Annotated in this window: 21 protein-coding genes and 1 other RNA gene; 15 read left to right on the top strand and 7 right to left on the bottom strand. The window is 57.2% G+C overall.

The genetic code is table 11. The features are described from left to right. The first annotated feature begins 134 nt into the window (after positions 1-134). Both RSQ48_RS03620 and RSQ48_RS03625 read left to right on the top strand, forming a co-directional pair. Entirely contained in the window at positions 135-263 is a 129-nt protein-coding gene (locus RSQ48_RS03620; protein WP_003803595.1) for a hypothetical protein, read from the top strand. A 258-nt stretch (positions 264-521) separates the two neighbouring features. Continuing rightward, a complete protein-coding gene (locus RSQ48_RS03625; protein ID WP_415302169.1) occupies positions 522-1,445 on the top strand; it encodes a glycosyltransferase family 2 protein in 924 nt (307 codons plus the stop codon). A gap of 6 nt (positions 1,446-1,451) precedes the next feature. Here the strand turns inward: RSQ48_RS03625 and RSQ48_RS03630 are convergent, their stop codons facing one another. Further along, positions 1,452-1,946: a hypothetical protein gene (locus RSQ48_RS03630; protein WP_219235696.1), complete on the bottom strand. Its 495-nt coding sequence runs from the start codon at positions 1,944-1,946 to the stop codon at positions 1,452-1,454. Positions 1,947-2,108: 162 nt separating this feature from the next. On the opposite strand from RSQ48_RS03630, the gene ettA reads away from it, so the two are divergent. From ettA to RSQ48_RS03645, 3 genes are all read left to right on the top strand, one after another. After that, positions 2,109-3,782 carry an energy-dependent translational throttle protein EttA gene (gene ettA / locus RSQ48_RS03635; RefSeq protein ID WP_003803590.1) on the top strand — a complete coding sequence of 558 codons (1,674 nt, stop codon included), beginning with the start codon at positions 2,109-2,111 and terminating at the stop codon, positions 3,780-3,782. A gap of 10 nt (positions 3,783-3,792) precedes the next feature. Beyond that, positions 3,793-4,341, top strand: coding sequence for an isochorismatase family protein (locus tag RSQ48_RS03640; protein WP_003803589.1), 549 nt, complete (start codon positions 3,793-3,795; stop codon positions 4,339-4,341). A 113-nt stretch (positions 4,342-4,454) separates the two neighbouring features. Beyond that, positions 4,455-4,682: a glycine zipper 2TM domain-containing protein gene (locus tag RSQ48_RS03645; protein ID WP_003803588.1), complete on the top strand. Its 228-nt coding sequence runs from the start codon at positions 4,455-4,457 to the stop codon at positions 4,680-4,682. Positions 4,683-4,798: 116 nt separating this feature from the next. Here the strand turns inward: RSQ48_RS03645 and RSQ48_RS03650 are convergent, their stop codons facing one another. From RSQ48_RS03650 to RSQ48_RS03670, 5 genes are all read right to left on the bottom strand, one after another. Next, the gene (locus tag RSQ48_RS03650) at positions 4,799-5,947 is read right to left on the bottom strand and encodes an aromatic ring-hydroxylating oxygenase subunit alpha (protein ID WP_003803587.1); all 1,149 of its coding nucleotides are present in this window, start codon (positions 5,945-5,947) and stop codon (positions 4,799-4,801) included. Between the two features lie 258 nt (positions 5,948-6,205). Further along, entirely contained in the window at positions 6,206-6,484 is a 279-nt protein-coding gene (minE, locus tag RSQ48_RS03655) for a cell division topological specificity factor MinE (RefSeq protein ID WP_003803586.1), read from the bottom strand. Between the two features lies 1 nt (position 6,485). Further along, a complete protein-coding gene (gene minD / locus RSQ48_RS03660) occupies positions 6,486-7,301 on the bottom strand; it encodes a septum site-determining protein MinD (protein WP_003803585.1) in 816 nt (271 codons plus the stop codon). A gap of 326 nt (positions 7,302-7,627) precedes the next feature. Then, positions 7,628-8,398: a septum site-determining protein MinC gene (gene minC, locus RSQ48_RS03665; RefSeq protein WP_003803584.1), complete on the bottom strand. Its 771-nt coding sequence runs from the start codon at positions 8,396-8,398 to the stop codon at positions 7,628-7,630. 10 nt (positions 8,399-8,408) lie between these two features. After that, a complete protein-coding gene (locus RSQ48_RS03670) occupies positions 8,409-10,166 on the bottom strand; it encodes a glutamine--tRNA ligase/YqeY domain fusion protein (protein WP_415302170.1) in 1,758 nt (585 codons plus the stop codon). A gap of 148 nt (positions 10,167-10,314) precedes the next feature. On the opposite strand from RSQ48_RS03670, the gene RSQ48_RS03675 reads away from it, so the two are divergent. From RSQ48_RS03675 to yfaE, 8 genes are all read left to right on the top strand, one after another. After that, complete coding sequence (locus RSQ48_RS03675; RefSeq protein ID WP_039943741.1) at positions 10,315-11,655, top strand: cytochrome ubiquinol oxidase subunit I; 1,341 nt, start codon at positions 10,315-10,317, stop codon at positions 11,653-11,655. Further along, entirely contained in the window at positions 11,652-12,701 is a 1,050-nt protein-coding gene (locus RSQ48_RS03680; RefSeq protein WP_003803579.1) for a cytochrome d ubiquinol oxidase subunit II, read from the top strand. Before RSQ48_RS03675 ends, RSQ48_RS03680 begins: the two co-directional genes overlap by 4 nt. Positions 12,702-12,709: 8 nt before the next feature. After that, the gene (locus RSQ48_RS03685) at positions 12,710-14,482 is read left to right on the top strand and encodes a ClcB-like voltage-gated chloride channel protein (RefSeq protein WP_003803577.1); all 1,773 of its coding nucleotides are present in this window, start codon (positions 12,710-12,712) and stop codon (positions 14,480-14,482) included. A 21-nt stretch (positions 14,483-14,503) separates the two neighbouring features. Then, the gene (locus RSQ48_RS03690) at positions 14,504-15,640 is read left to right on the top strand and encodes a hypothetical protein (RefSeq protein ID WP_415302171.1); all 1,137 of its coding nucleotides are present in this window, start codon (positions 14,504-14,506) and stop codon (positions 15,638-15,640) included. A 9-nt stretch (positions 15,641-15,649) separates the two neighbouring features. Continuing rightward, positions 15,650-17,476: a DNA helicase RecQ gene (gene recQ / locus RSQ48_RS03695; RefSeq protein ID WP_003803573.1), complete on the top strand. Its 1,827-nt coding sequence runs from the start codon at positions 15,650-15,652 to the stop codon at positions 17,474-17,476. A 198-nt stretch (positions 17,477-17,674) separates the two neighbouring features. Continuing rightward, entirely contained in the window at positions 17,675-19,954 is a 2,280-nt protein-coding gene (nrdA, locus tag RSQ48_RS03700) for a class 1a ribonucleoside-diphosphate reductase subunit alpha (protein WP_003803571.1), read from the top strand. Between the two features lie 18 nt (positions 19,955-19,972). Then, positions 19,973-21,109, top strand: coding sequence for a class Ia ribonucleoside-diphosphate reductase subunit beta (nrdB, locus tag RSQ48_RS03705; protein ID WP_003803570.1), 1,137 nt, complete (start codon positions 19,973-19,975; stop codon positions 21,107-21,109). Next, positions 21,106-21,414 (top strand): class I ribonucleotide reductase maintenance protein YfaE, encoded by a 309-nt coding sequence (yfaE, locus tag RSQ48_RS03710; RefSeq protein WP_003803568.1) that lies wholly within the window; start codon positions 21,106-21,108, stop codon positions 21,412-21,414. Before nrdB ends, yfaE begins: the two co-directional genes overlap by 4 nt. A 15-nt stretch (positions 21,415-21,429) precedes the next feature. Here the strand turns inward: yfaE and RSQ48_RS03715 are convergent, their stop codons facing one another. Then, positions 21,430-23,244, bottom strand: a complete 1,815-nt coding sequence (locus RSQ48_RS03715) for an ATP-binding cassette domain-containing protein (RefSeq protein ID WP_415302172.1) — start codon at positions 23,242-23,244, stop codon at positions 21,430-21,432. A 65-nt stretch (positions 23,245-23,309) separates the two neighbouring features. Between RSQ48_RS03715 and rnpB the strand changes: the two genes are divergently transcribed. Together rnpB and mraZ are read left to right on the top strand one after the other, a co-directional pair. Further along, positions 23,310-23,716: RNase P RNA component class A (gene rnpB / locus RSQ48_RS03720), an RNA gene on the top strand. 289 nt (positions 23,717-24,005) lie between these two features. Beyond that, positions 24,006-24,434 carry a division/cell wall cluster transcriptional repressor MraZ gene (gene mraZ / locus RSQ48_RS03725; protein WP_003803565.1) on the top strand — a complete coding sequence of 143 codons (429 nt, stop codon included), beginning with the start codon at positions 24,006-24,008 and terminating at the stop codon, positions 24,432-24,434. Position 24,435: the final 1 nt, after the last annotated feature.

Below are 24,435 nucleotides of genomic sequence, written 5' to 3' on the forward strand. Positions count from 1 at the left end.
TGTCAGCAGGGTGTTGCCGGGGATGCACACTCTAGCCTTTGTATCTTAACGCGGATTACGGTAGAATTTCTGGTTAGCTATTGCGCTTTTGTCGGGATCATCCGGCAGGGCTTACATTAAGATCGGAGATCACCATGGCGGAAATCAAACGCACTCGCCGCAACACGCTGGAGCGTCGTTGCCTGGGTAAAGCATTCAAACGTCTGTTTGTGCGCGCACCCAAGGGCGTTTTCAAAATGCTGGAAAAAGTCAAGCGCGTCTAAGTGCCTGACGTAGGCAGTGTGCAGACGAAAACCTGGTTTTCCTTCCTGCATTCACCGCCAGCAGCAAAAAAACCACAGGCGTGCCTGTGGTTTTTTTGTGCGTGACCGGTTTTGCTTCCGGCCAGGGCAGGGCGGTGTGAATACTGCACGGCACCGTGTCCCGCTTGGCTTATGATGGTGTCATTGTGATGCAAAAATAAAACCTTGCCTGCAACCCTAATCAATACAGGTAATGGCATCTTTTGGGGACATCCGCTCATGGAATGGCGTCATTTATTCACCGTCCTGACACCGAGTTATAACCGCGCCCATACGCTGGAGCGGGTATATCGTTCCTTATGTGAACAAACTTGCCAGGATTTTGAGTGGGTGGTGGTTGATGACGGCTCCACTGACGGCACCCGGGAGCTGGTGCAAGGCTGGCAGCAGCAGGCCCCTTTTCCGATTCGCTATGCCTGGCAGGAAAACCGTCACAAGAAAGCCGCTTTCAATCACGGGGTGGCCCTGGCACAAGGCGAGCTGGTCGTGGCGCTGGACAGCGATGACACCTTGCTGGTCAATGCGCTCTACGATATGGCTCAGATCTGGGCTGACATTCCCCTGCAGGAGCGGGCAGGTTATGCCGGCATTACCGGCCTGTGCGTGCGTCCTGACGGTAAGGTCGTGGGCGATATGTTTCCCAAAGATGTATTCGATGCCAGCGCCTTGGATATAAGCTTTCGCTACCACGTGCGGGGCGAGAAGTTCGGCTGCTTGAGTACCGCCGTGCTGCGCAGGTTTCCCTTTCCCGATCAAATTGATGGCTTTGTACCTGAAAGTCTGGTGTGGCGGGCGATTGCCCGTGCGGGCTACAAGAACCGCTTTGTGAATATCGTGTTCCGCGTCTATCACGACAGTCCCGACTCTTTGTCGGTACAAGGCAAGACCAGCCAGCAGCACGCACTGGGTTTGTGGCTGCTGGCGCAGGATACGGTGGTGAAATGCTTGCCCTGGTTTCGCTACGAACCCAAGGCGTTTTTGATGGCCGCTGCGCGTTACACCCGCTTTGGGCTACACCTGCGGGCCAGTGGTCGTACGCCACCAGCAGGCTATGGGCTTGAAGGGCTGGCGTCCTATCTGCTGGTGGCCCTGATGTGGCCGGTGGGGGCCGCGCTCTATCTGCGTGACAAGCGACGGACCTGAGCGCAATTAGTGCAGGGTGTGACCATGCACGCCCGGCTCGGTGCTGTCATCATCGTCGTCCTCGTCATCGGTGTCGTCTTCGGGGGCAAAGGCTTCCTCGCCCAGCGCAAAGGGCAAGAGCTCTTCCAGTGTTTCGGTCCAGGCCACTTCTTCGCCCTCTTCGTCCACTTTGATAAAGCGCACCGGCTCAGCATCGCTCAACTGAATGGCCCACAGATAGCGGCAGGCGTAGACGGCTTTGTCTTGTGGGTCCAGCCCACCGCGGTTGCCCACGATACGGGCCTGTTCGCCGCCTATTTGCACGACCGTGAATTCGTTTTCGTCTTCGTCTTTGTCCAGCGGCATGGCAAAGATGACCCATTCAAAACCGGTTTCTTCTGCGCCCACGATCTCGGCCAGCACAGCCCGGCCCAGATAGGCGCTTAGCGCATCGGCCGTGCGACCCAGGGTTTCGATCTCTTCCGTGGTAAATACAAGTTCGGGGGCGTCAGATGTGGGCATGGCGTTTTTGGATTGTCAGCAAAAGTGAGTATATTACCCGAGACAAGCCTGCACTCAGGCCCGGTGTTTGGTTCTGGGTCCGACAGAAGCCTGCCTTTTGGGCGCCAAACGCCTACAATCCCAGTTTTCCGAACACGACCTGTTTTTCCTTTTTAGGTTTATATGGCTCAATACGTTTATTCGATGAACCGCGTGGGCAAGATTGTGCCGCCCAAGCGGCAGATTCTGCGCAATATCTCCTTGTCTTTCTTTCCAGGTGCCAAGATTGGTGTGCTGGGCCTGAACGGCTCGGGTAAATCCACCTTGCTCAAGATCATGGCCGGCGTAGATACCGAGATCGAGGGCGAAGCCGTCCCCATGGCAGGGATCAAAATCGGTTATCTGCCACAAGAACCTCAGCTGAATCCAGAGCACACGGTTCGTGAGGCTGTGCAGGCCGGTCTGGGCCAGGTTTTCGAGGCACGCCAGCGTCTGGAACAGGTCTACGCCGAATACGCCGAGCCCGATGCGGACTTTGACGCTCTGGCCGCCGAGCAGGCCGAGCTGGAATCCATTATTGCGGCCGCCGCGACCAGCGGTGCGGACGATATCGAAACCCAGATGGAAATTGCGGCCGATGCGCTGCGTCTGCCACCTTGGGATGCCTCCATTGCAAACCTGTCCGGTGGTGAAAAGCGTCGCGTGGCCCTGTGTCAGTTGCTGCTGTCCAAGCCCGACATGTTGCTGCTGGACGAGCCAACCAACCACCTGGACGCGGAAAGCGTGGACTGGCTGGAAGTGTTCCTGCGCCAGTTCCCCGGCACCGTTGTGGCGGTAACCCACGATCGTTACTTCCTGGATAACGCCGCCGAGTGGATTCTGGAGCTGGACCGTGGTCACGGCATCCCCTGGAAGGGCAACTACAGCTCCTGGCTGGAGCAGAAGGACGATCGTCTGAAGCAGGAAGAGGCTTCGGAAAGTGCTCGTCAGCGCACCATCAAGAAAGAGCTGGAGTGGGTACGTCAGAACCCCAAGGGGCGTCAGGCCAAAGCCAAGGCGCGTCTGGCCCGCTTCGAGGAACTGTCCTCGCACGAATACCAGAAGCGCAACGAAACCCAGGAAATCTTTATTCCGGTGGCCGAGCGTCTGGGTAATGAAGTGATTGAATTTGAAAACGTCAGCAAGGGCTATGGAGATCGTCTGCTGATTGACAACCTGAGCTTCAAGGTGCCAGCCGGTGCCATCGTCGGGATTATTGGCCCTAACGGTGCCGGTAAATCCACCTTGTTCCGCATGCTGGCTGGTAAAGAGCAGCCGGATTCGGGTACGGTCAAGCTGGGTCAGACGGTCAAGCTGGCGTATGTCGACCAGTCGCGTGATGCGCTGGAAAATGACAAAACTGTTTTCGATGCGATTGCTGACGGGGCAGATCTGCTGACCGTGGGTCGCTTTGAAATGCCATCGCGTGCGTATCTGGGGCGCTTTAACTTCAAGGGTGCGGATCAGAACAAAATTGTGGGCAATCTGTCGGGCGGGGAGCGTGGTCGTTTGCACCTGGCCAAGACGCTGATTGCGGGTGGCAACGTGTTGCTGCTGGACGAACCCTCCAATGACTTGGATGTGGAGACCTTGCGTGCGCTGGAGGATGCTCTGCTGGAGTTTGCCGGCTCGGTCATGGTGATCAGCCACGATCGCTGGTTCCTGGACCGCATCGCTACCCATATCCTGGCGTTCGAGGGCGATTCGCAGGTTGTATTCTTTGACGGCAACTATCAGGAATACGAGGCAGACAAGAAAAAACGCCTGGGCGAGGACGCTGCCAAGCCCCGTCGTATCCGCTACAAATCCCTGAAATAAGGAAGGTGCCATGCCTGTGCTCAATGCCCATCAGTCCGTCGTCTTGATTGTTGATATGCAAACGGGTCTGTTGCCCGCCATTGCAGACCACCAAGCCTTGGTCGAACGTGCCGGGAAGGTGGCACAGGCGGCTCGCCTTTTAGGGGTGCCGGTTCTGGCAACCGAGCATTGGGCTGAGAAAATCGGCCCGACCGACGCCTCCCTGCTACCGCATATTGATAAAGTGCTGCATAAAACGCACTTTGATGCCACGCGTGAGGCCGATTTCCTGCCTGCCTTGCCGGTAGGCCGCCCACGAGTGTTGTTACTGGGTACAGAGTCTCACGTGTGTGTGTTACAAACTGGCCTGGGTTTGAGTGAGCGCGGGTATGAACCCGTGTTGGTCGGCGATTGTGTGGGCTCGCGTCATCCCGAGTCCCGGCAGGCAGCCTGGGATCGCTGGGCGATGCATGGATTGGAGCGCGTTAGCGCCGAAATGGCCCTGTTTGAATGGCTGGAAACACCGGCCAACCCGGCTTTCAAATCAGTTCTGGCCCTGATCAAAAAAATGGATTCCTAGCGAAATTACATCTGTTGCGTTGCCTAACAATAGGATCTGGACTAATTTGCTCCGCAGGGTGAAGATAGACTTTAATGCCGTGTCGAGCACGGATACTTCACGGAGGTTAACGGATGAATATGACGACTATCACTAAAGTGGGTTTGGCCACGGTTCTGGCCGTCGTGATGGCGGGCTGCTCTTCCTGGGATGGGATGAGCAAACGTCAAAAAGGCGCCGTAACGGGCGCGGGTCTGGGCGGTGTGGCCGGTGCGGTCATTACAAATGGTGGTGTGCTGGGCACCGTGGGTGGGGCTGCGATTGGCGGCGTCATCGGCGATCAGATCGGCAAGAACCGCTAAACTCAAATTTGCCGGACGAGCTGAAACGCTCGCCAGCGTCAAAAGCCTCAAGGTACTGGGAATCCATCCCGACCTTGAGGCTTTTTTTATGGGGTACGCAGCAAAAGCTCGAGGCTTTATCGGTAGCCGTCCTCATCCATCATGGATCTATACCACTGGTGAAAATGTTTCATCCCGTCCTCGAGCGGAGACTGGTAGGGGCCCACTTCGCAGACTCCTCGTTCCATCAGGGCGCGACGTCCGGCATCCATGCGCTCCGCAATCTCGTCATCTTCCACGGCTGTTTCCATGTACGCCGCGCGCTGTGCATGCACAAAGTCCCGTTCAAAAGCCACGATCTCTTCGGGATAGTAAAACTCCACCACGTTCAAGGTCTCCTGTGGGCCCTTTGGGTACAGGGTGGACAGTACCAGTACATGGGGATAGATCTCGATCATGTGGGTGGGGAAATAAGTGACCCAGACAGCACCGAAATCTGGCGCTTCGCCTTGGCGGTAGGCCAGCAGACTGTCGTGCCATTGGCGGTAGGTGGGCGAACCGGGATGGGCCAGGGCCTGGTGTATGCCCACACGCTGCAAGCTGTACCAGTCACTGAACTCCCATTCCAGATCGTCACAGGTGACGAACTGGCCCAGGCCGGGATGGAACGGGGCGACGTGATAGTCCTCCAGATAGACCTCGATAAAGGTCTTCCAGTTGTAGTTGCACTGGTGAATTTCGACATGATCGAGCACGTAGTCCTGAAAGTCGAATTCTGGCCGGCTGAACAAGGCCGCCATATCCCGGGCCGGATCCCGTGACCCTTCAAACAAGAGGCCGTGGCAGTCGCGTAAAGGATAGCGTTCCAGGTTCAGACAAGGTTTGTCCTTGAATCGGGGCGCGGCCAGTAAATCACCCTGGGCACTGTAGGTCCAGTTGTGCAGGGGGCAGACAATATGGCCGCCTGTACTGCTCAGGGAGCCGTGGCTGGCCTGATTGGGCTGGCCGGGCATGCCACCCAGCATCAGGGCCTGGCGATGCCTGCAGACGTTCGAGAGCAGTTCTACGCCGTGTTGGCTGCGTATCAGGGTACGGGCAGCATTTTCCTGAATCAGGGTGCGCCAGTCGCCGGGTTCGGGAACGAGCTTTTCATGGCCGACATACAAGGCGGACTGTTGAAAAATGCGCTCTTGTTCACGTTCAAACAAAGCGTGGTCGAAATAGGCGCTAACAGGAAGCTGGGGGTGAGCGGGCACAAGACGTTTCATCTGACCGAGATCGGTCATGATTCCCTCCGCATAGGTCAATAAGCCAGGCCTGGATGGGCGTTTGATGGCCTTAACCACCATCTCTGGCGCGAAGAAAAATCGGAACTGGCCGATTACCAAGGCGAAATTGTACCTTATCTATTAGCCACCTAGCCGCAAGATGGACGGCGTTTGGCGGGTTTTACGCGCGTTGCCGTGCGAAGCAGACAGCCAAGAAAATGACCATCCCAGGGGATGGCCATTTCAAGCAGCAAGATGGTGTGTGCCGGGTGCGCTTTATTTGTTTTCCATGGCACTGGCATCGATCTGCGGCATTTCGATTTTGACTTCCAGCACTTCCAGCGAGTCCTGGCGATCAAGGTTCACCTTGATGTCATCGGGATTAATCTTCACGTAACGTGAAATGACTTCCACCAGCTCTTTTTGCAAGCGGGGCAAGTAGTCAGGTGCAACCCCACCTTGACCGCGTTCGTTGATGAGGATTAGTTGCAGACGGTCTTTGGCGACCGTTGCCGACGTTTTCTTGTGACCGAGCAGGAAGGACAGGAAAGACATATTACTTTCCTCCGAACAGGCGCTTGAACAGACCTGGCTTTTCGTAATCCACAAAACGCAACGGTTTCTCTTCACCCAGGTAACGATCTACGATGTCCTGATAGGCTTGGGACACATCACTTTCCTTGATATGGATAACAGGTACTCCTTGGTTGGACGCTTGCAGTACGGTTTCCGATTCCGGGGTCACGCCAATCAGTTTGATACGCAAGATATCTTCGACGTCTTGCAGGGACAGCATTTCACCATCCGAGACACGTTTGGGGCTGTAGCGGGTCAACAGCAAGTATTCTTTGATCGGTTCTTTGCCTTGCTCTCCACGTCGCGATTTGGCCGCCAAAATCCCCAGAATGCGATCCGAGTCGCGCACCGAGGATACTTCCGGGTTGGTCACTACCAGGGCATCGTCCGCAAAATAGGAGGCCATCAGTGCGCCGGTTTCGATACCGGCAGGCGAGTCGCAGACAATGTATTCAAAACCCATGCCCTTGAGCTCTTCGAGCACCTTTTCCACGCCTTCGCGGGTCAGTGCATCTTTGTCGCGTGTCTGGGAAGCGGGCAGGATGAACAGATTTTCCAGCTGCTTGTCACGGATCAAGGCCTGGTTCAATGTGGCTTCGCCCTGGATCACATTGACGAAGTCGTACACCACGCGTCGTTCGCAACCCATGATCAGATCCAGGTTGCGCAAGCCGACGTCAAAGTCGATGACCACGGTCTTGTGACCGCGCATCGCAAGACCAGATGCAAAACTGGCACTGGTGGTGGTTTTACCCACGCCGCCCTTGCCGGAGGTCACTACAACTATACGCGCCATGACAATCGGATTCCTTTGTTTTTCAAGTCACATAATCGTAAAGCATAACGGGCCTGATGTTGACATCCGTTGTGCCGCTTAGCCTACTGCTTAGAAACAAAACATATCAATTGCTTTGTTCGGTGTCAGCTTACACGTTTGTTTTCACGCTTGCTTGCCTGCCCGTATCTATTTGTCGGGGTTCAGCTCAGCCAGGCAAAAAGCAGCCTGCCCGGTACGGTCACAACCTGACCGGGTAGGGGCGGGTGGGAACGATTCCACCAGGCAGCGCTGCGTGTGTATTGCTCTTTATAAAAAGCGCCGGCAAAAGCCGGCGCCTGTTACTGCTAGGAGCTCAGGGGATCAAACCTGAGCGTGTCTTCTTCCAGTGTCACCATGACCGGCTTGTTGCGCAGTTGCGCGTCCAGCCGGGTCTCGATGATGCGGTACACACCGGCAATCGCAATCAGCTCCGGGTCCAGTTCGGTCGTGAAGATGCGTGCCTTGCTGTCACCCCGGGCGCCTGCCATGGCTTTACCACGCAGTGGACCATACACATGAATATTGCCATCGGCCACGACTTCGGCCCCCTGGCTAACCGCACCAATGACGATCAGGTCTGTGTGACGGGCGTAAATCCGTTGACCGGAACGTAACTGGCGGTGGATGGTCAGGGCTGCCGGGGCAATAGCCGGCGGTGGCGGGGCGGCCGCTGCAGGAGCTTCCTGCGTCGTTGTTTGCGAGAGCACCGGAACTTCCTTGTCAGGGGCCGCCTGTGTTTGTGGGCGCGCCGGAGGATTGGACAGTTCCACCTGGGGCAGACCGCTGTCGATGGCGTTGTCTGCGTGATCGGCATGCGCAATGACGCCTACCGGGTGCAGCTTGTGCTGGCGCAGCGCCTCGATCAGGGCTGACCAGTCCACAGGCGCATCGATGCCGCTGGCATCAATCACCACCGGTTCGTCCTCGAAAAAGGAGCCGGCATCTTTCATGCGTTGCGCCAAGGCGGCTAGCTGCTCGGCCGTGTCGGCCGAACGCAACACCACCCGTACGGCATACAAGGTGGCACTTTTGAAATCCAGGGCCTGAGGCCCTTTGGCATACGTCTGATCGTTCACGTCAATAGCCTTAGACCCAGGTGTCTTTCAGAGTCGTGGTGCGGTTAAGAACGGGTTTTTCGGCCGTGGAGTCGACACGATCCGCCACAAAATAGCCCAGGCGTTCAAACTGCCAGCGGGCGTCGGGCGTTGCCCGGGTACCTGGCTCCAGCCAGCCCTGAATCACGCGCAGCGAGTTGGGGTTGATGTGCTCCAGAAAGTCCTGGTCGGCCGCATCGGGCTGAGGATGGGCAAAGAGGCGGTCATAGAGACGAATCTCGGCGGCCACCGCATGTTCGGCACTGATCCAGGTGATATTGCCCTTGACCTTGACCGAGTCTGCGCCAGGGGTGCCACTTTTGGTGTCAGGCAGGTATTCCGCCAGCACCTGGGTGACATTGCCTTGCTCGTCCTTGACGCAGCCGGTACAGCGCACGACGTAGCCGTATTTCAGACGCACGGTATTGCCGGGGAACAGGCGGAAGTACTTTTTGGGCGGCTCTTCCTTGAAGTCCTCGCGCTCAATGTACAGGCGACCCGAAAAGGGGAACTCGCGCTGTCCGGCTTGCGGATTGTGCGGATTGCGCGGTGCATGGCACAGCTCGGTTTGCCCTTCCGGGTAGTTCGTAATGATCAGTTCGATCGGGTCCAGGATCGCCACGCTGCGATCGGCCACCGGGTCCAGATCATCGCGCAGTGCTTGCTCGAGCAGACTGTAATCCACATGCTGGGCGGCTTTGGATACGCCCAGGCGGTCCGTAAACAGACGGATGGCTCCGGGACTGTAGCCGCGGCGACGCAAGCCGGCCAAGGTAGGCATGCGGGGGTCGTCCCAGCCTGAAACATGGTTTTCCTGAACCAACTGACGCAGTTTGCGCTTGCTGGTGATCACATAGGACAGGTTCAGCCGCGAGAACTCGTACTGCTTGGGCAGGGGTTCGGACAACTGGCCCAGCTCGACCAGCCGCTCCAGAATCCAGTTGTAGAACGGACGCTGGTCTTCAAATTCCAGAGTGCACAAACTGTGCGTGATTCGCTCGAGCGCATCTTCCACGGGGTGAGCCCAGCTGTACATCGGGTAAATGCACCACTTGTTGCCCGTGCGATGGTGTTCGGCGTGGCGGATGCGGTACATGACCGGGTCACGCATATTGATATTGGGCGAGCCCATGTCAATCTTGGCACGCAAGGCCATGCTGCCATCGGGATGCTTGCCCTCGCGCATCTCGCGCAAGAGCCGGATGGATTCCTCGGCGGGGCGGTCGCGCCAGCGCGAGTTCACTCCCTTTTCGGTCAAGGTGCCCCGGTTGGCACGCATTTCCTCGGCGCTTTGCTCGTCCACGTAGGCATAGCCGGCGTTGACCAGTGCCTCGGCGAATTGGTACATGTAATCAAAGTAGTCGCTGGCAAAGTACAGGTTCTCTTCGTTTTTGAAGGTCCAGTCAAAGCCCAGCCATTTGACCATGTCGATAATGGCGTCCACGTACTCCTGTTCTTCTTTTTCGGGGTTGGTGTCGTCAAAACGCAGGTGGCAGGCCCCCTGGTAGTCGCTGGCCAGTCCGAAGTTCAAACAGATGCTTTTGGCATGCCCAATGTGCAAATAGCCGTTGGGTTCGGGGGGGAAGCGCGTACGAATGCGCGCGGCATCGACAGCGGCCCCTTCCTGGGTGCTGGCCGGGCCCGGCTGGCCGGCCCAGGATTTTTGTGCGTAACGGCCAGCGCTCAGATCCTGGTCGATGATCGTGCGCAGAAAATTGGAGACGGGAGCGGGAGTGGTGTCAGAGGTCATACACGTTTGAAATAAAGAAGCCGACGGACTAATCGGCCATTTTGCCACGTTCTTGTTTTAGAGGGGTATTTGCCCTGAGAATTGCGGCAATAACTTAGGGTAGTATGGTGGCGTTTGCAGGCCAATTCACCCTACACTAGCGCTCATTATGACGCACTCCGCCCTTTCCTTGTCCCACGCCCAGTTCTTCCTCAGCCTGGGATTCATGCTGCTGTTTCTGGCCCTGGAGCTGGGATTGGCCTGGGTGCTGCTGTATTTCAAGCTTAGAACCTTTGGCAGTAAGGCAAGCGCCTGGATGGGAGCCTACCGGTTCTGGGTGCGTCTGTTTGCACTGGCGTTTATTTTAAGCTTTGCCGCCTCCATGCCCGTGCTGATTCAGTTCGGCAGTGTCTGGCCGGGGCTGATGGAACAGGTAGGCGATGTGATTGGCCCGATGCTGGCCGCTTCCATGCTGTCCCTGTTTATCTTCAAATCCTGCTTTCTGGGCGTGATGCTGTTTGCGCAGCGCATGCTCTCCAATCTGGTTCACACGCTGGTTGTGCTGATGGTGGCGTTGGGCGTCACGGTGACGGCGTTCTGGCTGCTGGCGATCGTGGCGTGGATGCAGGTGCCCACGGGGGTGGACGTGATCGACGGTCATTACGTGGTGATGGATTGGCTTGATGTGCTCAGCACGCCTGCCTTGCCCTGGTACGCCGGTCTCTTGCTGGCAGGCAGCTTGCTGACGGTTGCCTTTTTCATGCTGGGTGTGACTTGTGCCCAGACCATGCAAAAGCCGGTCACTGACCAGGAACGTCTGGCATTTCGCAGCGCCCTGTTTTTAGGCGTGGCGGCCTGGCTTGGGCTGTTGTGTTCTGTGGTGGGCAATGGATTCATGACGGCTCAGTATCAGCCTGCCAAAGCGGCGGCGGCGGCCGCATATTGGGAAAGTGGTTCGCAGCCGGACCTGATTTTGATCGCGGCGCCTTCAGCCATGCAGGACAGCGTACTGGGCGTACTGCGCTGGACTCATGCCGGTGGGCGCTGGCTGGGACGCAATGACAGCGGTATTTTGATGGGGCTGGATCAGTTTTCCGAGGCCATGCCGCCTGTCACCTTGACATTCTGGTCCTTTCGTTTGGCTGTGCTGGCAGGAGCCCTGATGCTGGGGGTATTGCTGTGGGTCTTGCTGCGTACTCGGCGCTATGGGCTGGACCCGCACTCGCTGTCTTATCGAGAGCGTCAGGTGATGGTGGTCTCGTCGGTACTGGGCTGGGTCATGTTGCTCGCCGGCGCTGCTTACCTTTTGCTCGGTTTCCTTCCCTATCTGGTGGGCACGGATATTCAGGCGGTGCAGGTGCAGAGCAGTGAAAATGTTCTGACGGTAGCCCTGGGCTTACTGGCGTATGGCGCGGTCTACATCCTGTGCATGATTGGATTTTTCCAGAAGTTGCGACATGCCGTTCGGTTTGGCGTGGTGCCGATTGCACGTCATCGGGGGCGGGCATGATTGATTCCTTTGCAAATGCGCTGGGGCTAGGGGCGCATGACCCTGCGTTCTGGATGCCGCTGGCGTTTTTAGCCCTGTTCTTTTTGATCATCGTAGCCGGTACGGTTCTGGATGGGTTCGATATCGGGGTGGGGTGCCTGTCCTTGCTGGCACCGGACTCCTTGCGTCCCCGCATGCTGTCTTTGCTCAGCCCTTGGCGCGATGCGAACGAGTTTTGGTTGTTTCTGGGTCTGGGCCTGTTTGTCTGTGCCTTCCCCAAAGCCTGGGGAGCGGTAATGGGCGGATTGTATGGACCGCTGTGTGCTCTGGGCGTGGGCGTATTTGCCCGCTCCGTGTCTTTCGAGTTCCGGCTGCGCGCCCCGGTAGAGCGCCAGTCTCGTTGGCAAATGGGGTTTGCGCTGGGCTCTTGGCTGACAGCTTTTTCCCATGGCGTCCTGCTGGCCCAGGTTGTAGTGGGCTTTCAAAGCGATGCGGGCTACATCTGGTTCTCCGTCTTTATGGGGTTTTGCGCCATTGCCGCCTACTGCCTGTTGGGGGCGAGCTGGCTGATCATGCGCGAGGCCGGTGAGCTACGCGCGCGTGCCGTGAACTGGGGGCGCCGTTCCGTGCGCTGGTTCGCCGCGGGCGCCGTCGGAGTGTCCGTGGTGCTGGCCTTTGTGAATGCCGGCGTGCTGCTCAAATGGAGCGATGGCCCATACTGGGGCCTGGTGCTGTTCTTGTGGGCGCTGATTCTGAGCTGCTTTGTGTCGATTGAAATGAGCTTGCAGCGCATGATTAACAGCAGCTATCGCACCACTGCCTTGCCTTTCTTGCTGACCTTGTTCGTGATGGTCTGCGTCATGGCGGGCCTGGCGTTCAGCTTTTTTCCTTATCTGATCCTGGACGAGATGACCATTTGGGATGCTGCTGCTGGAGTTCCGGCACTGGGTCTGATCCTGTCGGCCATTGTGATTGCCCTGCCCATTGTGTTGATATTCAACGTGTGGGTGTACTGGCGCATGTTTGGTTTGTCCCGCCCGCCTTTGCCGCCCAGCTTTAAAGGCTGACCTTTTTTATGATTGCCCATTCTGTACTGTCGATGCGCAAGCGTTTGCAGGGATTCAAGTGGTTGTCCGACATGCCTGCCATGCTGGCCTGGGCGGTTCTGGCCGGTATTCTGGGAGCCTTGGCCACTTTGGCCTTCCATCAGGGTATGCGCTTCGTTCAGCAAGTGGTTGCCGGACAGCATGGCGGCATCGTGGCCGTGACCGAAAGTTTGAGCTGGTACATGCGCCTGCTCTTTCCCACGGTGGGTGGCCTTTGTGCAGGCGTGTTGCTGTGGCTGGCCGGACGGCTGCCCTCGGGCAGTAATTCGGACTATATGGAAGCAGTAGCCATTGGCGATGGTCGCTTGTCGATCCGGCAGGGTTTGCTGCGCTCCCTGTCCTCCCTGATGACGGTCGCGTCGGGCGGCTCGATTGGTCGGGAAGGGGCCATGGTGCATTTGGCGTCCTTGTCCGCGTCAGCCATTGGTCGTTTCACCCTGTTCAGCGAGGCTCGCCTGCGCTTGCTGGTGGCCTGTGGCGCGGCGGCCGGTGTGGCCGCTGCGTATGGTGCGCCGATTGCCGGGGCGGTATTTGTGGCCGAGATTGTGCTGGGTACCATGACCATGAGCAGTTTTGGTCCGTTACTGATGGCAGCCGTCAGTGCCCACCTGACCATGCGCATGCTCGGTGGTTACCATGCTCCGTATGAAATGGTGAATGTGCAGGCAGTGGCAGGCTGGGACATCCTGCCGTTTCTGCTGCTGGGCGTATTGATCGGTCTGGCAGCCCCGGCCTTCCTGAAGCTGCTGAATCTGTTTCGCACGCTCTTCAAACGTACTGGGCTGGGTTTGCCGCTACGCCTGGCCCTGGGCGGTCTGTTGCTGGGGTTCTTGCTAATAGCCATACCGCGCGTGGCTGGCAACGGTTTCAGCGTCGTGTCCTCCATGCTGCACACCGACTGGGCCTGGTATAGCGTTTTGCTTATCCTGGTGTTCAAGGTGCTGGCGACGGGGCTGACCGTCGGCTCCGGGGCGGTGGGCGGGGTCTTTACACCCGCCATCTTTGTAGGGGCCGCCTTTGGCACTTTGTTCGGGCAGGTGATCTTGCTGGTATTGCCCGGTCTGGACTTGCCTTTGTACCTCTTCACCCTGGTGGGAATGGGTGCATTTCTGGGCGCAGCAACCAGTGCCCCGTTCATGGCCATTCTGATGCTGTTTGAAATGACGCTGAGCTATCAGTTGGTGCTGCCCTTGATTGTGGCTTGTGTCATGGCCTATTTTGTGTCGCGCGGCGTGGCTGAGGTGGCCATGTATGAAGTGACGCTGGTGCGCGAACGAGATGCCCTGCTGCGGCACAAACTGCGTCATACCACCCTGGCTGAGCTGGTACGTCCGGCCGATACCGTGGTCAGCACCACGACCCAGATGCGTGATGCCTTGCAGATGTTTCTCGATTACCCGGTGCGTTATTTGTACGTGGTCAACGAGGAGCAGGTTTATCAAGGGGTGATTGCACAGCCTGACCTGACCCGGATGTTGCTGGACGACAACGCTGCGCAGGATCGCGTGGTCGGTGATATTTTGCGTATGGATTTCGTCAAGACGCTGTACCCGAATATGAGTCTGGACGAGGCTCAGGAGCACTTTGTGAACTTTGCTGGAGAGCGCTTGCCTGTATTGAATGGTGACGGCTCGGGACGGCTGATTGGTGTAGTCTATAAATCTGCTGTGCTGGAAAAGTACTCTGCCATCAAACGCTCGCTGGATGCGAGCGGCGAAGTGATGTTGGATGCCCGGCGCTAAACTCTTTTTGTGACATTCATCATGCGTATAAAAGCTTGCCAGCGAGGTTTGGCAGGCGGGCTGGTTGTTGGTCTTGCCATGCTGTTCGCTGTTCCATTGGCCACGGCGCAAGCTCGTGTCGGGCTGGAAAATCTGTCCGCAACCCGTGTGTACGGGGTGGACGATGCGCCGGCGATTCAGGCTCAGGAGCTTCCGCCCGTGGAGCCGTTTTTTGATGCCTCCCTATGGCATCGTCAGGGCGACCAGGATCTGCTCAGTCCTGCCTCGTCCATGGATTTTTCTTTTGCCGACTTCAGCCTGAGCGGCTCCCAGACCGCCAGTCTGGCCCGGTCCATTCAATATAGCCAGCAGTCCTCGCCCATCTGGAGCGCACGCTGGCTAAGCAGTGCGCCGGATCAGGTCTGGCAGTTTGGCGAGCGCAATTGGCGTTATGTGAATGGAGAGGGCCTGCAGCTGACGCTGGGCAATGATACGGTGACGGCTCCGGACTGGGCGCGACCCGTGGAGCTGGGTGGTGTCAATATCAGCCAGCAGTTCGAGCAGGGCCCCGCGGGGCCCTGGCGCTACGCGCTGGCGATCGGTGCGCTGGATATGAGCGGCAAGCAGGATAATGGCGATCTTGTGTATGGGTCTTCGGCCAGCAGTCTCATGGTCAGTACTGATCTGACCAGCCGAACCAGTCTTGACACCCAAATGGAAAGCGCGCGAGATTTCGGCCTGACAGGTTTGGGGGCGACCTATCGCTCGCCGGATTTTGGGGTGTGGCAGGCCAGTGTCGCCAAGGCCTCCCATTCGGTAGGGCAGGGCTGGCGCTATCAAGCGGCCTATGGTTTGGACGTGCTGGGCGATTTGCACCTGCAATGGCAGGGTGAGCGCTACCAGGATAACTTTCTGGATTTGAGTCGTTATCAAGGCATGAAGGTGGCGGCGGCCAGTAGTCGGCAAATGCTGGGCCTGTCCGTGCCCTTGCGCGGCTGGGGCGAGGTCAAGACCCAGTACGAGGTACAGCAGGTCGTAGCCGGTGGGGAGAATCGCTACCTTGGGGTCACGCAGCAGTTCTGGTACAGTCCCCACCTTAGGGTGGGTTTGCAGGCCCGCCGTCATCTGGAAAGTCGTCAGTCGAACATCGCGCTGCGTTTTTCTATTCCGATTTTTTAAGCAGGCGGCATGGCCCAGTCAGCACTTGAGGTTCTTCAGGAAGTTTTTGGTTATGACAGTTTTCGTGGTTCTCAGCACGAGATTATCGAGACCCTGATCCAGGGCGGTGATGCCCTGGTCCTGATGCCTACCGGTGGCGGCAAGTCCTTGTGCTATCAGATCCCCGCCTTGGTGCGCCCCGGCACTGGCGTGGTTGTCTCTCCACTGATTGCGCTGATGCAGGATCAGGTGGATGCGCTCACTGAACTCGGTGTGAATGCCGCCTATCTGAATTCCACCCAGGATTGGCAGACTGCCCGTGAGGTCGAGCGCGAGTTCCTGACCGGGCAGCTGGATCTATTGTATGTGGCGCCAGAGCGCCTGCTCACCGATCGTTGTTTGGACTTGCTGGCTCGGGGCCAGATTTCCCTGTTTGCCATTGATGAGGCCCACTGCGTGTCCCAGTGGGGGCACGACTTTCGCCCCGAGTACCTGGGACTGGATTTGCTGGCCCAGCGTTGGCCTGGCGTGCCGCGCGTTGCCTTGACCGCGACGGCTACCCAGTTGACACGGGTGGAGATTGCCCAGCGCCTGAAGCTGGAACAGGCACGGCATTTTGTCGCCAGTTTTGATCGCCCCAATATCTGTTATCGCATCATTGAAAAAAACGAGGTGCGCAAACAGCTTTTAAGCTTTATCCAGGAAGAGCACGCAGGAGACGCAGGCATTGTGTACTGTCTGTCGCGCTCACGGGTGGAAGATACGGCGGAATTTCTGTGTAAAAACGGTATCCATGCCTTGCCCTATCATGCCGGGCTGGATGCGCAGCAACGGGCTATCAACCAGGCTCGCTTTCTGCGTGAGGAAGGGGTCGTCATGGTGGCGACCATTGCATTCGGGATGGGTGTCAATAAACCCGATGTGCGCTTCGTGGCCCATATTGATCTGCCCAAATCGGTGGAAGGGTATTACCAGGAAACCGGGCGGGCAGGGCGCGATGGGGAAGCGGCAACCGCCTGGCTGGCGTATGGCCTGCAAGACGTGGTGCAACTGCATCGCATGATCAACCAGTCACAGGGCGATGCAGCCCACCGCCGCCAGCAAGGGCAGGCGCTCGATGCCATGCTCGGTCTGTGCGAAACCATTTCCTGCCGCCGCCAGCGCTTACTGGCTTATTTTGATCAGCACATCGAGCCTTGCGGCAATTGCGACACATGCCTGGAAGCGCCGCAGGCCTGGGACGGCACCGTGGCGGCTCAGAAAATGTTGTCCACGATCTACAGGCTGTGGCGCGAGCGAGGTCAGCGTTTCGGCGCAGGGCATTTGATCGATATTTTGCTGGGCAAGCTGACCGATCGGGTCAAGGAGCACGAGCATGACAAGCTGACGGTCTTCGGGGTGGGCAAAGACCTGACCGATCAGGCCTGGCGAGGCGTGTTGCGTCAGCTGCTGGCCCACAGTCTGGTCACGGTTGATCCGGAAGGTTATGGCACTTTGCTGCTGACCGAAGCCAGCCGCGAGGTGCTCAAGGGGGAACGCACCCTGATGCTGCGGCGCGAAACCGTAACACGGGGACCGGCGGCGCATCGAGTCAAGGGCCAGGCACCTGCCGGTCCGGCGCTGGACCCGGATCAACAAAGGCGTTTCGAGGCTTTGCGTACCTGGCGGGCTGCCATCGCGCGCGAGCATGGGGTGCCGGCTTACGTTATTTTCCACGATGCGACCTTGCGAGAGGTGGCGATCCGCTGCCCAGGCTCAGAAGCTGATCTGGAGCCGATTACAGGCATCGGGGTGCGCAAAAGAGAGGCCTATGGCGAGGCCTTGCTGCGCTGCGTCCAAGAGTTCCAAACGCAGTAAAATTTGTTAATCGCGCAAAGTTTGGTTGCATGTTCCTGCCCCAAAATCTGCCGTGCGATGATAAAACCACTATTCGCTCAATCCGCTATATGTAGTAGAATGGCGGCAATATCACACTATATATGGTGTGCATCACATGACGCTGGCGGCTGCAAAAGCCGCGTCTTGCGTCACTCACCATCGATTTCCGAGACTGAAATGCAATCAACCGAACAGTTAATGGTCACCAAGCGAGATGGCCGTACCGAACCTATTAACCTCGACAAGATTCACCGGGTGGTTGATTGGGCCGCTGAAGGTTTGAACAATGTGTCAGTCTCTCAAGTGGAACTGCGTTCCCATATCCAGTTCTACAATGGTATTCGCACCAGCGATATCCACGAAACCATCATCAAGTCGGCTGCGGATCTGATTTCTGAAGAAACACCCGACTATCAGTACCTGGCTGCGCGCCTGGCGATCTTTCACCTGCGCAAGATCGCTTTTGGCCAGTTCGAGCCACCAAGCCTGTTTGATCACGTCACCCTTCAAACCAAGGAAGGTCGCTACGATCCGCATCTGCTGCAAGATTACACGCGCGCCGAATTCGACGAGCTGGACGCTCATCTGGATCACTGGCGTGACATGAATTTCTCGTACGGTGCCGTCAAGCAACTGGAAGGCAAGTACCTGATCCAGAACCGCGTGACCAAGCGCATCTACGAAAGCCCCCAGTTTCTTTACATGCTGGTGGCCATGTGCCTGTTTGCCCGCTATCCCGCTGAAACCCGCCTGAGCTATATCAAGCGTTTTTACGATGCGGTATCGCAGTTCAAAATTTCCCTGCCCACGCCCATTATGGCGGGGGTGCGCACCCCCACCCGTCAGTTCAGCTCCTGCGTGCTGATCGAGTGTGATGACAGTCTGGACAGCATCAATGCCACGACCAGCGCCATTGTGCGCTACGTTTCCCAGCGTGCCGGCATTGGTATCAACGGCGGCCGCATTCGTGCCGTAGGCAGTGAGATTCGGGGGGGCGAAGCCCAGCACACGGGCTGCCTGCCTTTCTTCAAAATGTTCCAGGCTGCCGTGAAGTCCTGCTCGCAGGGCGGCGTGCGTGGTGGCGCGGCAACCTTGTTCTACCCCATGTGGCACCTGGAAGTGGAAACCCTGCTGGTCCTGAAGAACAACCGGGGTGTGGAAGAAAATCGCATCCGCCATCTGGATTACGGCGTGCAGATCAACCGTCTGCTGTATCAGCGCCTGATCAAGGGCAGCCACATTACGCTGTTCTCGCCTCATGATGTTCCCGGGCTGTATGACGCCTTTTTTGCCGATCAGGACGAGTTCGAGCGTCTGTACGAAAAGTACGAGCAGGACCCCGCCATCCGTAAGCGCAGTTTACCGGCCATCGAGTTGTTCTCCCTGCTGATGCAAGAGCGGGCCAGCACCGGCCGCATCTACATTCAGAACGTAGACCACTGCAATACCCACAGCCCGTTCCAGGCAGATCGCGCACCGGTGCGCCAGTCCAACCTGTGCATGGAAATCGCGCTGCCGACCAAGCCCTTGAACGATCTGAACGATCCCGAGGGTGAGATCGCGCTGTGTACCCTGTCTGCGTTTAACCTGGGCGCCCTGGAGTCGCTGGACGAGCTCGATGGTCTGTCCGAGCTGATCGTGCGCGCGCTCGATGCGCTGCTGGACTACCAGGATTACCCGGTCAAGGCAGCCCTCAATGCGACCAACAAGCGCCGCTCCCTGGGAGTTGGCGTGATCAACTACGCCTACTACCTGGCCAAGAACGGGACTCGCTATTCTGATCCCGCCGCGCTGGGTCTGACCCATCGCACTTTCGAAGCCATCCAGTACTACCTGTTGAAGGCTTCGGTACAGTTGTCGCGTGAGTATGGTCCTTGCGCGGCCTTTGATGAAACGACGTACGCCGCCGGTTTGCTGCCAACCGATACCTACAAGAAAGATGTGGATGGTATCTGCAACGAGCCGCTGCACTTGGATTGGGAAGCCTTGCGTGCGGACATCGTCAAGCATGGCCTGCGCAACTCGACCCTGACCGCCTTGATGCCGTCGGAAACTTCCAGCCAGATTGCCAATGCCACCAACGGTATTGAGCCTCCACGTGGTCTGGTCTCGGTCAAGCAGTCCAAGGACGGGATCTTGCGCCAGGTCGTGCCCGAGTTTGAAAAATATAAGGATCAGTATGAGTTGCTGTGGCAAATGCCCGGTAACGAGGACTATCTGAAGTTGGTTGGCGTGATGCAGAAGTTTGTCGACCAGTCGATCTCTGCGAACACCAACTATGACCCACAGCGGTTCGAGGGTGGCCGTGTGCCGATGAAGCAACTGCTCAAGGACTTGCTGCTGGCCTACAAATATGGTGTGAAGACCTTGTACTACCACAACACGCGCGACGGTGCCGATGATTCGCATGGCGAAGTCGAGGACGACGGTTGCGCAGGTGGTGCGTGCAAGATCTAAGCAAGGGTAAAGAGCATCATGACTACCTATAGTACTTTTTCGAAAACGGATAACGATCAGCTCAAGGAACCCATGTTCTTTGGGCAGCCGGTGAACGTGGCTCGCTACGACCAGCAAAAGTATCCGATTTTTGAAAAGCTGATTGAGAAACAGCTGTCCTTCTTCTGGCGTCCAGAGGAAGTGGACATCACTCAGGACCGGATCGACTACCAGAACCTGCCCGACCACGAAAAGCACATTTTCATCAGCAATCTGAAGTACCAGACCTTGCTGGACTCCATCCAGGGCCGCAGCCCCAACGTGGCGTTTCTGCCGCTGGTCTCGATTCCTGAGCTGGAAACCTGGATTGAAACCTGGGCTTTTTCCGAGACCATCCACTCGCGCTCGTACACGCACATCATTCGCAATATTGCCAATGACCCGTCTGTTATTTTTGATGACATCGTGCGCAACGAGAACATTCAGCTGCGTGCCGCCGATATTTCCTCGTATTACGACGATTTGATCAGCGACACCATGCTGTATGCCCAGTTGGGTGAGGGTGAACACCAGATCAACGGTCAAACCCGCAAGCTGAGCGTTTACGAGCTGAAGAAGAAGCTGTATCTGTGCATGATGAGCGTCAATATTCTTGAGGCCATCCGTTTTTACGTCAGCTTTGCCTGCTCATTTGCTTTTGCCGAGCGCAAGCTGATGGAAGGCAATGCCAAGATTATTCGTCTGATTGCGCGTGATGAAGCGCTGCACCTGACAGGTACACAGCACATCATCAATATCATGCGTTCGGGCAGTGATGATCCTGAGTTTGCGCAGATCGCCCGTGAGCTGGAGCCAGTTTGCTTTGCCATGTTCAAGGATGCGGCCGAGCAAGAGAAGCAGTGGGCGGACTATCTGTTTCGCGACGGCTCCATGATTGGCCTGAACAAGGATATTTTGGGGCAGTACGTGGAGTACATCACCAATATCCGCATGGGTGCAGTGGGCCTGAAGCCTGCGTTTGAGTCCGTCAAGCACAACCCCATTCCATGGATCAACACCTGGCTGTCCTCGGACACCGTGCAGGTGGCACCTCAAGAGGTGGAATTGAGCTCGTACCTGGTCGGCCAGATCGATTCGGCCGTGTCGGCTGGCGATTTCGACGGTATCGAGTTATGAGTCAAGTCCGGACAACTGATCATGACTTTCAGTTGCGGGACGGCGAAACTTTGTTGGAAGGTTTGGAACGAACCGGCCATCAGGTTGAGTACCAATGCAGGAGCGGCTATTGCGGCTCCTGCCGTATTCCTCTTGTGTATGGAAAGGTTGCTTATAAAGAGCAGCCCTTGGCGTATGTCGGCCCAGGCGAGGTTCTGCCGTGTTGTTGCACGGTACTTGAACCGATCATGGTCGACTGTCAGCGCATTGCCCGGGTTGAGGAGGAACCAGAAGATCAGTTCGGTTTTACCGGGCTGAATCCCTGATTCCACTGTCTCCCTTTAGCTGGCCAAGCGCTTTTCTTCCAGCTTTTCCCAACGCTCAAATAACTGCTCCAGGTCAGTGTTGAGCTGATCCAGTTGCTGGTTGATCTCGTCGGCTCGGGCAGAGCCATCTTTATACAGATCCGGTGCGCTCAGTTGCTCCGCTAGTTCGGCTTGCTGGCTTTCTATAGCCGCAATCTTCTCGGGCAAAGCTTCCAGTTCCTTTTCTTCCCATGGGGCCAGACGGCCAGGCTTGTTAGCCTTGTTGTTGCGCTCAGCAGCAGGCTTTTCTGCAGCGGCGGGAGTTGACGCGCTGGCTGCGGGTGTTTCGGCTTTGGCTTGCGGACGTTGTGCCAGCCACTCGTCGTAACCACCCACATACTCGCCCCAATGGCCGTCGCCTTCGGCCGCAATCACCTGGGTGACCACGTTGTCCAGAAAGGTACGGTCGTGGCTGACCAGCAGCACGGTGCCCGTGTAATCCTGAATCAGGTCTTCCAGCAGCTCCAGGGTTTCGATATCCAGATCGTTGGTCGGTTCGTCCAGTACTAATACATTAGTAGGCTGGGCAAACATGCGGGCCAAAGCCAGGCGGGCGCGCTCGCCACCGGACAGGCTGCGCACGGGGGAGTGCGCGCGGGCAGCCGGGAACAGGAAATCTTCCAGATAGCTCATGATGTGCTTGCGCTGATTGCCGATTTCCACCCATTCACTGCCTGGGCTGATGGTATCGGCTAGCGTGGCATTTTCGTCCAGGTTGCTGCGCATCTGATCGAAATAGCCGATATTGAGCTTGGTGCCGTGGCGCACGGTGCCCGAATTGGGCTCTTGCAGCCCCAGCATGATGCGTAGCAAGGTGGTTTTTCCCGCGCCATTGTGGCCGATCAGGCCTATGCGGTCACCGCGCATCAGTACGGTCGAGAAGTTCTTGATCAGGATGCGGTCATCGTAGCCGTGTGTGACGTCCTGCAACTCGGCAACCAGCTTGCCCGAGCGCTGGCCTTCAGATATGGCGAACTTGACGTCTCCCGAGCGCTCACGTCGCTCGGCCCGGTCGCGACGCAGTTGCTCCAGGCGTCGTACCCGGCCTTCGTCGCGGGTGCGGCGTGCTTGCACACCTTTGCGTATCCAGACTTCTTCCTGAGCCAGAAATTTGTCGAACTTGGCATTTTGTTGCTTTTCTGCTTCCAGGTACTCGGCCTTGCGTTCCTGCCATTGGCTGAAGTTACCGGGAAAGCTAAACAGCTTGCCACGATCCAGTTCGACAATACGTGTCGCCACCACGTCCAGAAAACGACGATCGTGGGTAATGATGACGGCGCTGCCGCGAAAGTCCAGCAGCAGTTGTTCCAGCCAAAGAATGCCGTCAAAGTCCAGATGGTTGGTGGGTTCGTCCAGCAAGAGCAGATCGGGTTCATTGACCAAAGCATTGGCCAGGGCCACGCGTTTGCGCTGCCCGCCCGACAGGCTGCCGGCGAGCGCATCCGGGTTCAAGCCCAGCTTGTCGATCAGGGCGTTGACACGCGCCGGGCGTTGCCAGTCCTCGGTTTCGGTGAAATCGCCGCACAGTAAATCGTAAATGCTGAGAGTGGGGTCCAGCTCGGGCTCTTGCTCGACTGTTGCCACTATCAAACCGCCCAGGCGTTTGACTTGCCCATCATCGGGAGCCTGACGTTGGTCCAGAATTTTCAACAGCGATGATTTGCCAGCACCATTGCGTCCGATCAGGCCGATACGTTCGTTGCTTTGAATGACCAGATCGGCGTGGTCCAGCAAAGCATGGTGGCCGAATGCCAGCTGGGCATCGGTCAGGGAAATCAGATTGGTGGACATAAGACTCCAGATAAAACAGCGCGTCCTGCGAATTTCTCTATTGTCGCAGGTTACAATGCATCTGTGAGGCAGGCTGGGCAGTCGCGGTGCGCAAGCATCGAGGAAGGTCCGGACTCCATAGAGCAGGGTAGCGGCTAACAGCCGTCCGGCAAGTGTGGCGCCACGCCAGATGAGCCGAGGAACAGGGCCACAGAGACGAGACCACAGCAAGGGCTTGCGCAAGCAGGCACAGATACGGCGACTTCCGTGTTTTCTTGCACTCCGGTGCAAAGTGCTGTGGGGTGAAACGCGGTAACCTCTACCCGGAGCAATACCAAATAGGCATACGCAGGCTTTTAGCCCGAGAGGCGGCTCGTCTCAGTATGCGGGTAGGTAGCTAGAACCGGCCAGCAATGGTCGGTCCAGAGGAATGATTGCCGGCCAGTGGAATCCCGCTGGCATACAGAATCCGGCCTATAGGCCTGTCTCACACTTCTTACGGCCTGCGCTGCCAATTGCTCCGATTTCGCACATTTGAAAGCAATTGTTAAGGACGATGAATCCTTGGCAAGAGTCGCTCGTGCGCGTTTTTATAACAATTCACTTTTAATGCGCCCTGCAATTTCTTGATTTCACTCAGTATTTTTTTTTAGCCACTTCTTGGATAGTGCGCTAAGTGCTTGTTGTGATTGAAAAAATTGCAACCACTGCCTTGACCGCAAAGGCTTTCCCCCGTAGAGTGGGGAAAAGTAGGAAATAGTGTAAAAAAGTGGGGGGAAAAAGTGTTCCAAGGCAGCAGCGCACTCACACTGGATGCAAAGGGGCGGATGTCTATTCCGACCCGGCACCGTGACGCGCTTTTGCAGCAGGAACAAGGCCGCCTGACCCTCACTCGCCATCCCGACGGCTGTTTGCTGGTGTATCCGCGCAGTGTGTGGGAAGAAAAGCGCGAACAGATTGCCCGCTTTCCCATGAGTGCCCGTTTCTTGCAACGCCTGCTGCTGGGCAGTGCTCAGGACGTTGATCTGGACTCCGCTGGTCGGATATTGATCGCTCCCGAACTGCGCGCGGCAGTTGGTCTGGAGCGCGACGCCATGTTGCTGGGTATGGCCACCCATTTTGAGTTGTGGAATGCGCAGGAACTGGAACGCCGACAGGCTCAGGATCTGGCAGAGAACTCCACAGACGTATTCGACACTTTTTCTTTCTGAG

Origin of the sequence: Alcaligenes sp. SJTW-7, assembly GCF_047716895.1 — a bacterium.
Taxonomy (GTDB): Bacteria; Pseudomonadota; Gammaproteobacteria; order Burkholderiales; family Burkholderiaceae_B; genus Alcaligenes; species Alcaligenes ammonioxydans.

Excerpts from the sequence above, each read along its gene's own strand:
- RSQ48_RS03620 (WP_003803595.1), top strand. The coding sequence starts at position 135 with ATGGCGGAAATCAAACGCACTCGCCGCAACACGCTGGAGCGTCGTTGC.
- recQ (WP_003803573.1), top strand. The coding sequence starts at position 15,650 with ATGGCCCAGTCAGCACTTGAGGTTCTTCAGGAAGTTTTTGGTTATGAC.
- RSQ48_RS03670 (WP_415302170.1), bottom strand. The coding sequence starts at position 10,166 with ATGACCTCTGACACCACTCCCGCTCCCGTCTCCAATTTTCTGCGCACG.
- yfaE (WP_003803568.1), top strand. The coding sequence starts at position 21,106 with ATGAGTCAAGTCCGGACAACTGATCATGACTTTCAGTTGCGGGACGGC.
- nrdA (WP_003803571.1), top strand. The coding sequence starts at position 17,675 with ATGCAATCAACCGAACAGTTAATGGTCACCAAGCGAGATGGCCGTACC.
- RSQ48_RS03625 (WP_415302169.1), top strand. The coding sequence starts at position 522 with ATGGAATGGCGTCATTTATTCACCGTCCTGACACCGAGTTATAACCGC.
- RSQ48_RS03645 (WP_003803588.1), top strand. The coding sequence starts at position 4,455 with ATGAATATGACGACTATCACTAAAGTGGGTTTGGCCACGGTTCTGGCC.
- RSQ48_RS03675 (WP_039943741.1), top strand. The coding sequence starts at position 10,315 with ATGACGCACTCCGCCCTTTCCTTGTCCCACGCCCAGTTCTTCCTCAGC.
- minD (WP_003803585.1), bottom strand. The coding sequence starts at position 7,301 with ATGGCGCGTATAGTTGTAGTGACCTCCGGCAAGGGCGGCGTGGGTAAA.
- RSQ48_RS03650 (WP_003803587.1), bottom strand. The coding sequence starts at position 5,947 with ATGACCGATCTCGGTCAGATGAAACGTCTTGTGCCCGCTCACCCCCAG.
- RSQ48_RS03685 (WP_003803577.1), top strand. The coding sequence starts at position 12,710 with ATGATTGCCCATTCTGTACTGTCGATGCGCAAGCGTTTGCAGGGATTC.
- RSQ48_RS03715 (WP_415302172.1), bottom strand. The coding sequence starts at position 23,244 with ATGTCCACCAATCTGATTTCCCTGACCGATGCCCAGCTGGCATTCGGC.
- RSQ48_RS03640 (WP_003803589.1), top strand. The coding sequence starts at position 3,793 with ATGCCTGTGCTCAATGCCCATCAGTCCGTCGTCTTGATTGTTGATATG.
- ettA (WP_003803590.1), top strand. The coding sequence starts at position 2,109 with ATGGCTCAATACGTTTATTCGATGAACCGCGTGGGCAAGATTGTGCCG.
- RSQ48_RS03680 (WP_003803579.1), top strand. The coding sequence starts at position 11,652 with ATGATTGATTCCTTTGCAAATGCGCTGGGGCTAGGGGCGCATGACCCT.
- minE (WP_003803586.1), bottom strand. The coding sequence starts at position 6,484 with ATGTCTTTCCTGTCCTTCCTGCTCGGTCACAAGAAAACGTCGGCAACG.
- nrdB (WP_003803570.1), top strand. The coding sequence starts at position 19,973 with ATGACTACCTATAGTACTTTTTCGAAAACGGATAACGATCAGCTCAAG.
- RSQ48_RS03630 (WP_219235696.1), bottom strand. The coding sequence starts at position 1,946 with ATGCCCACATCTGACGCCCCCGAACTTGTATTTACCACGGAAGAGATC.
- RSQ48_RS03690 (WP_415302171.1), top strand. The coding sequence starts at position 14,504 with ATGCGTATAAAAGCTTGCCAGCGAGGTTTGGCAGGCGGGCTGGTTGTT.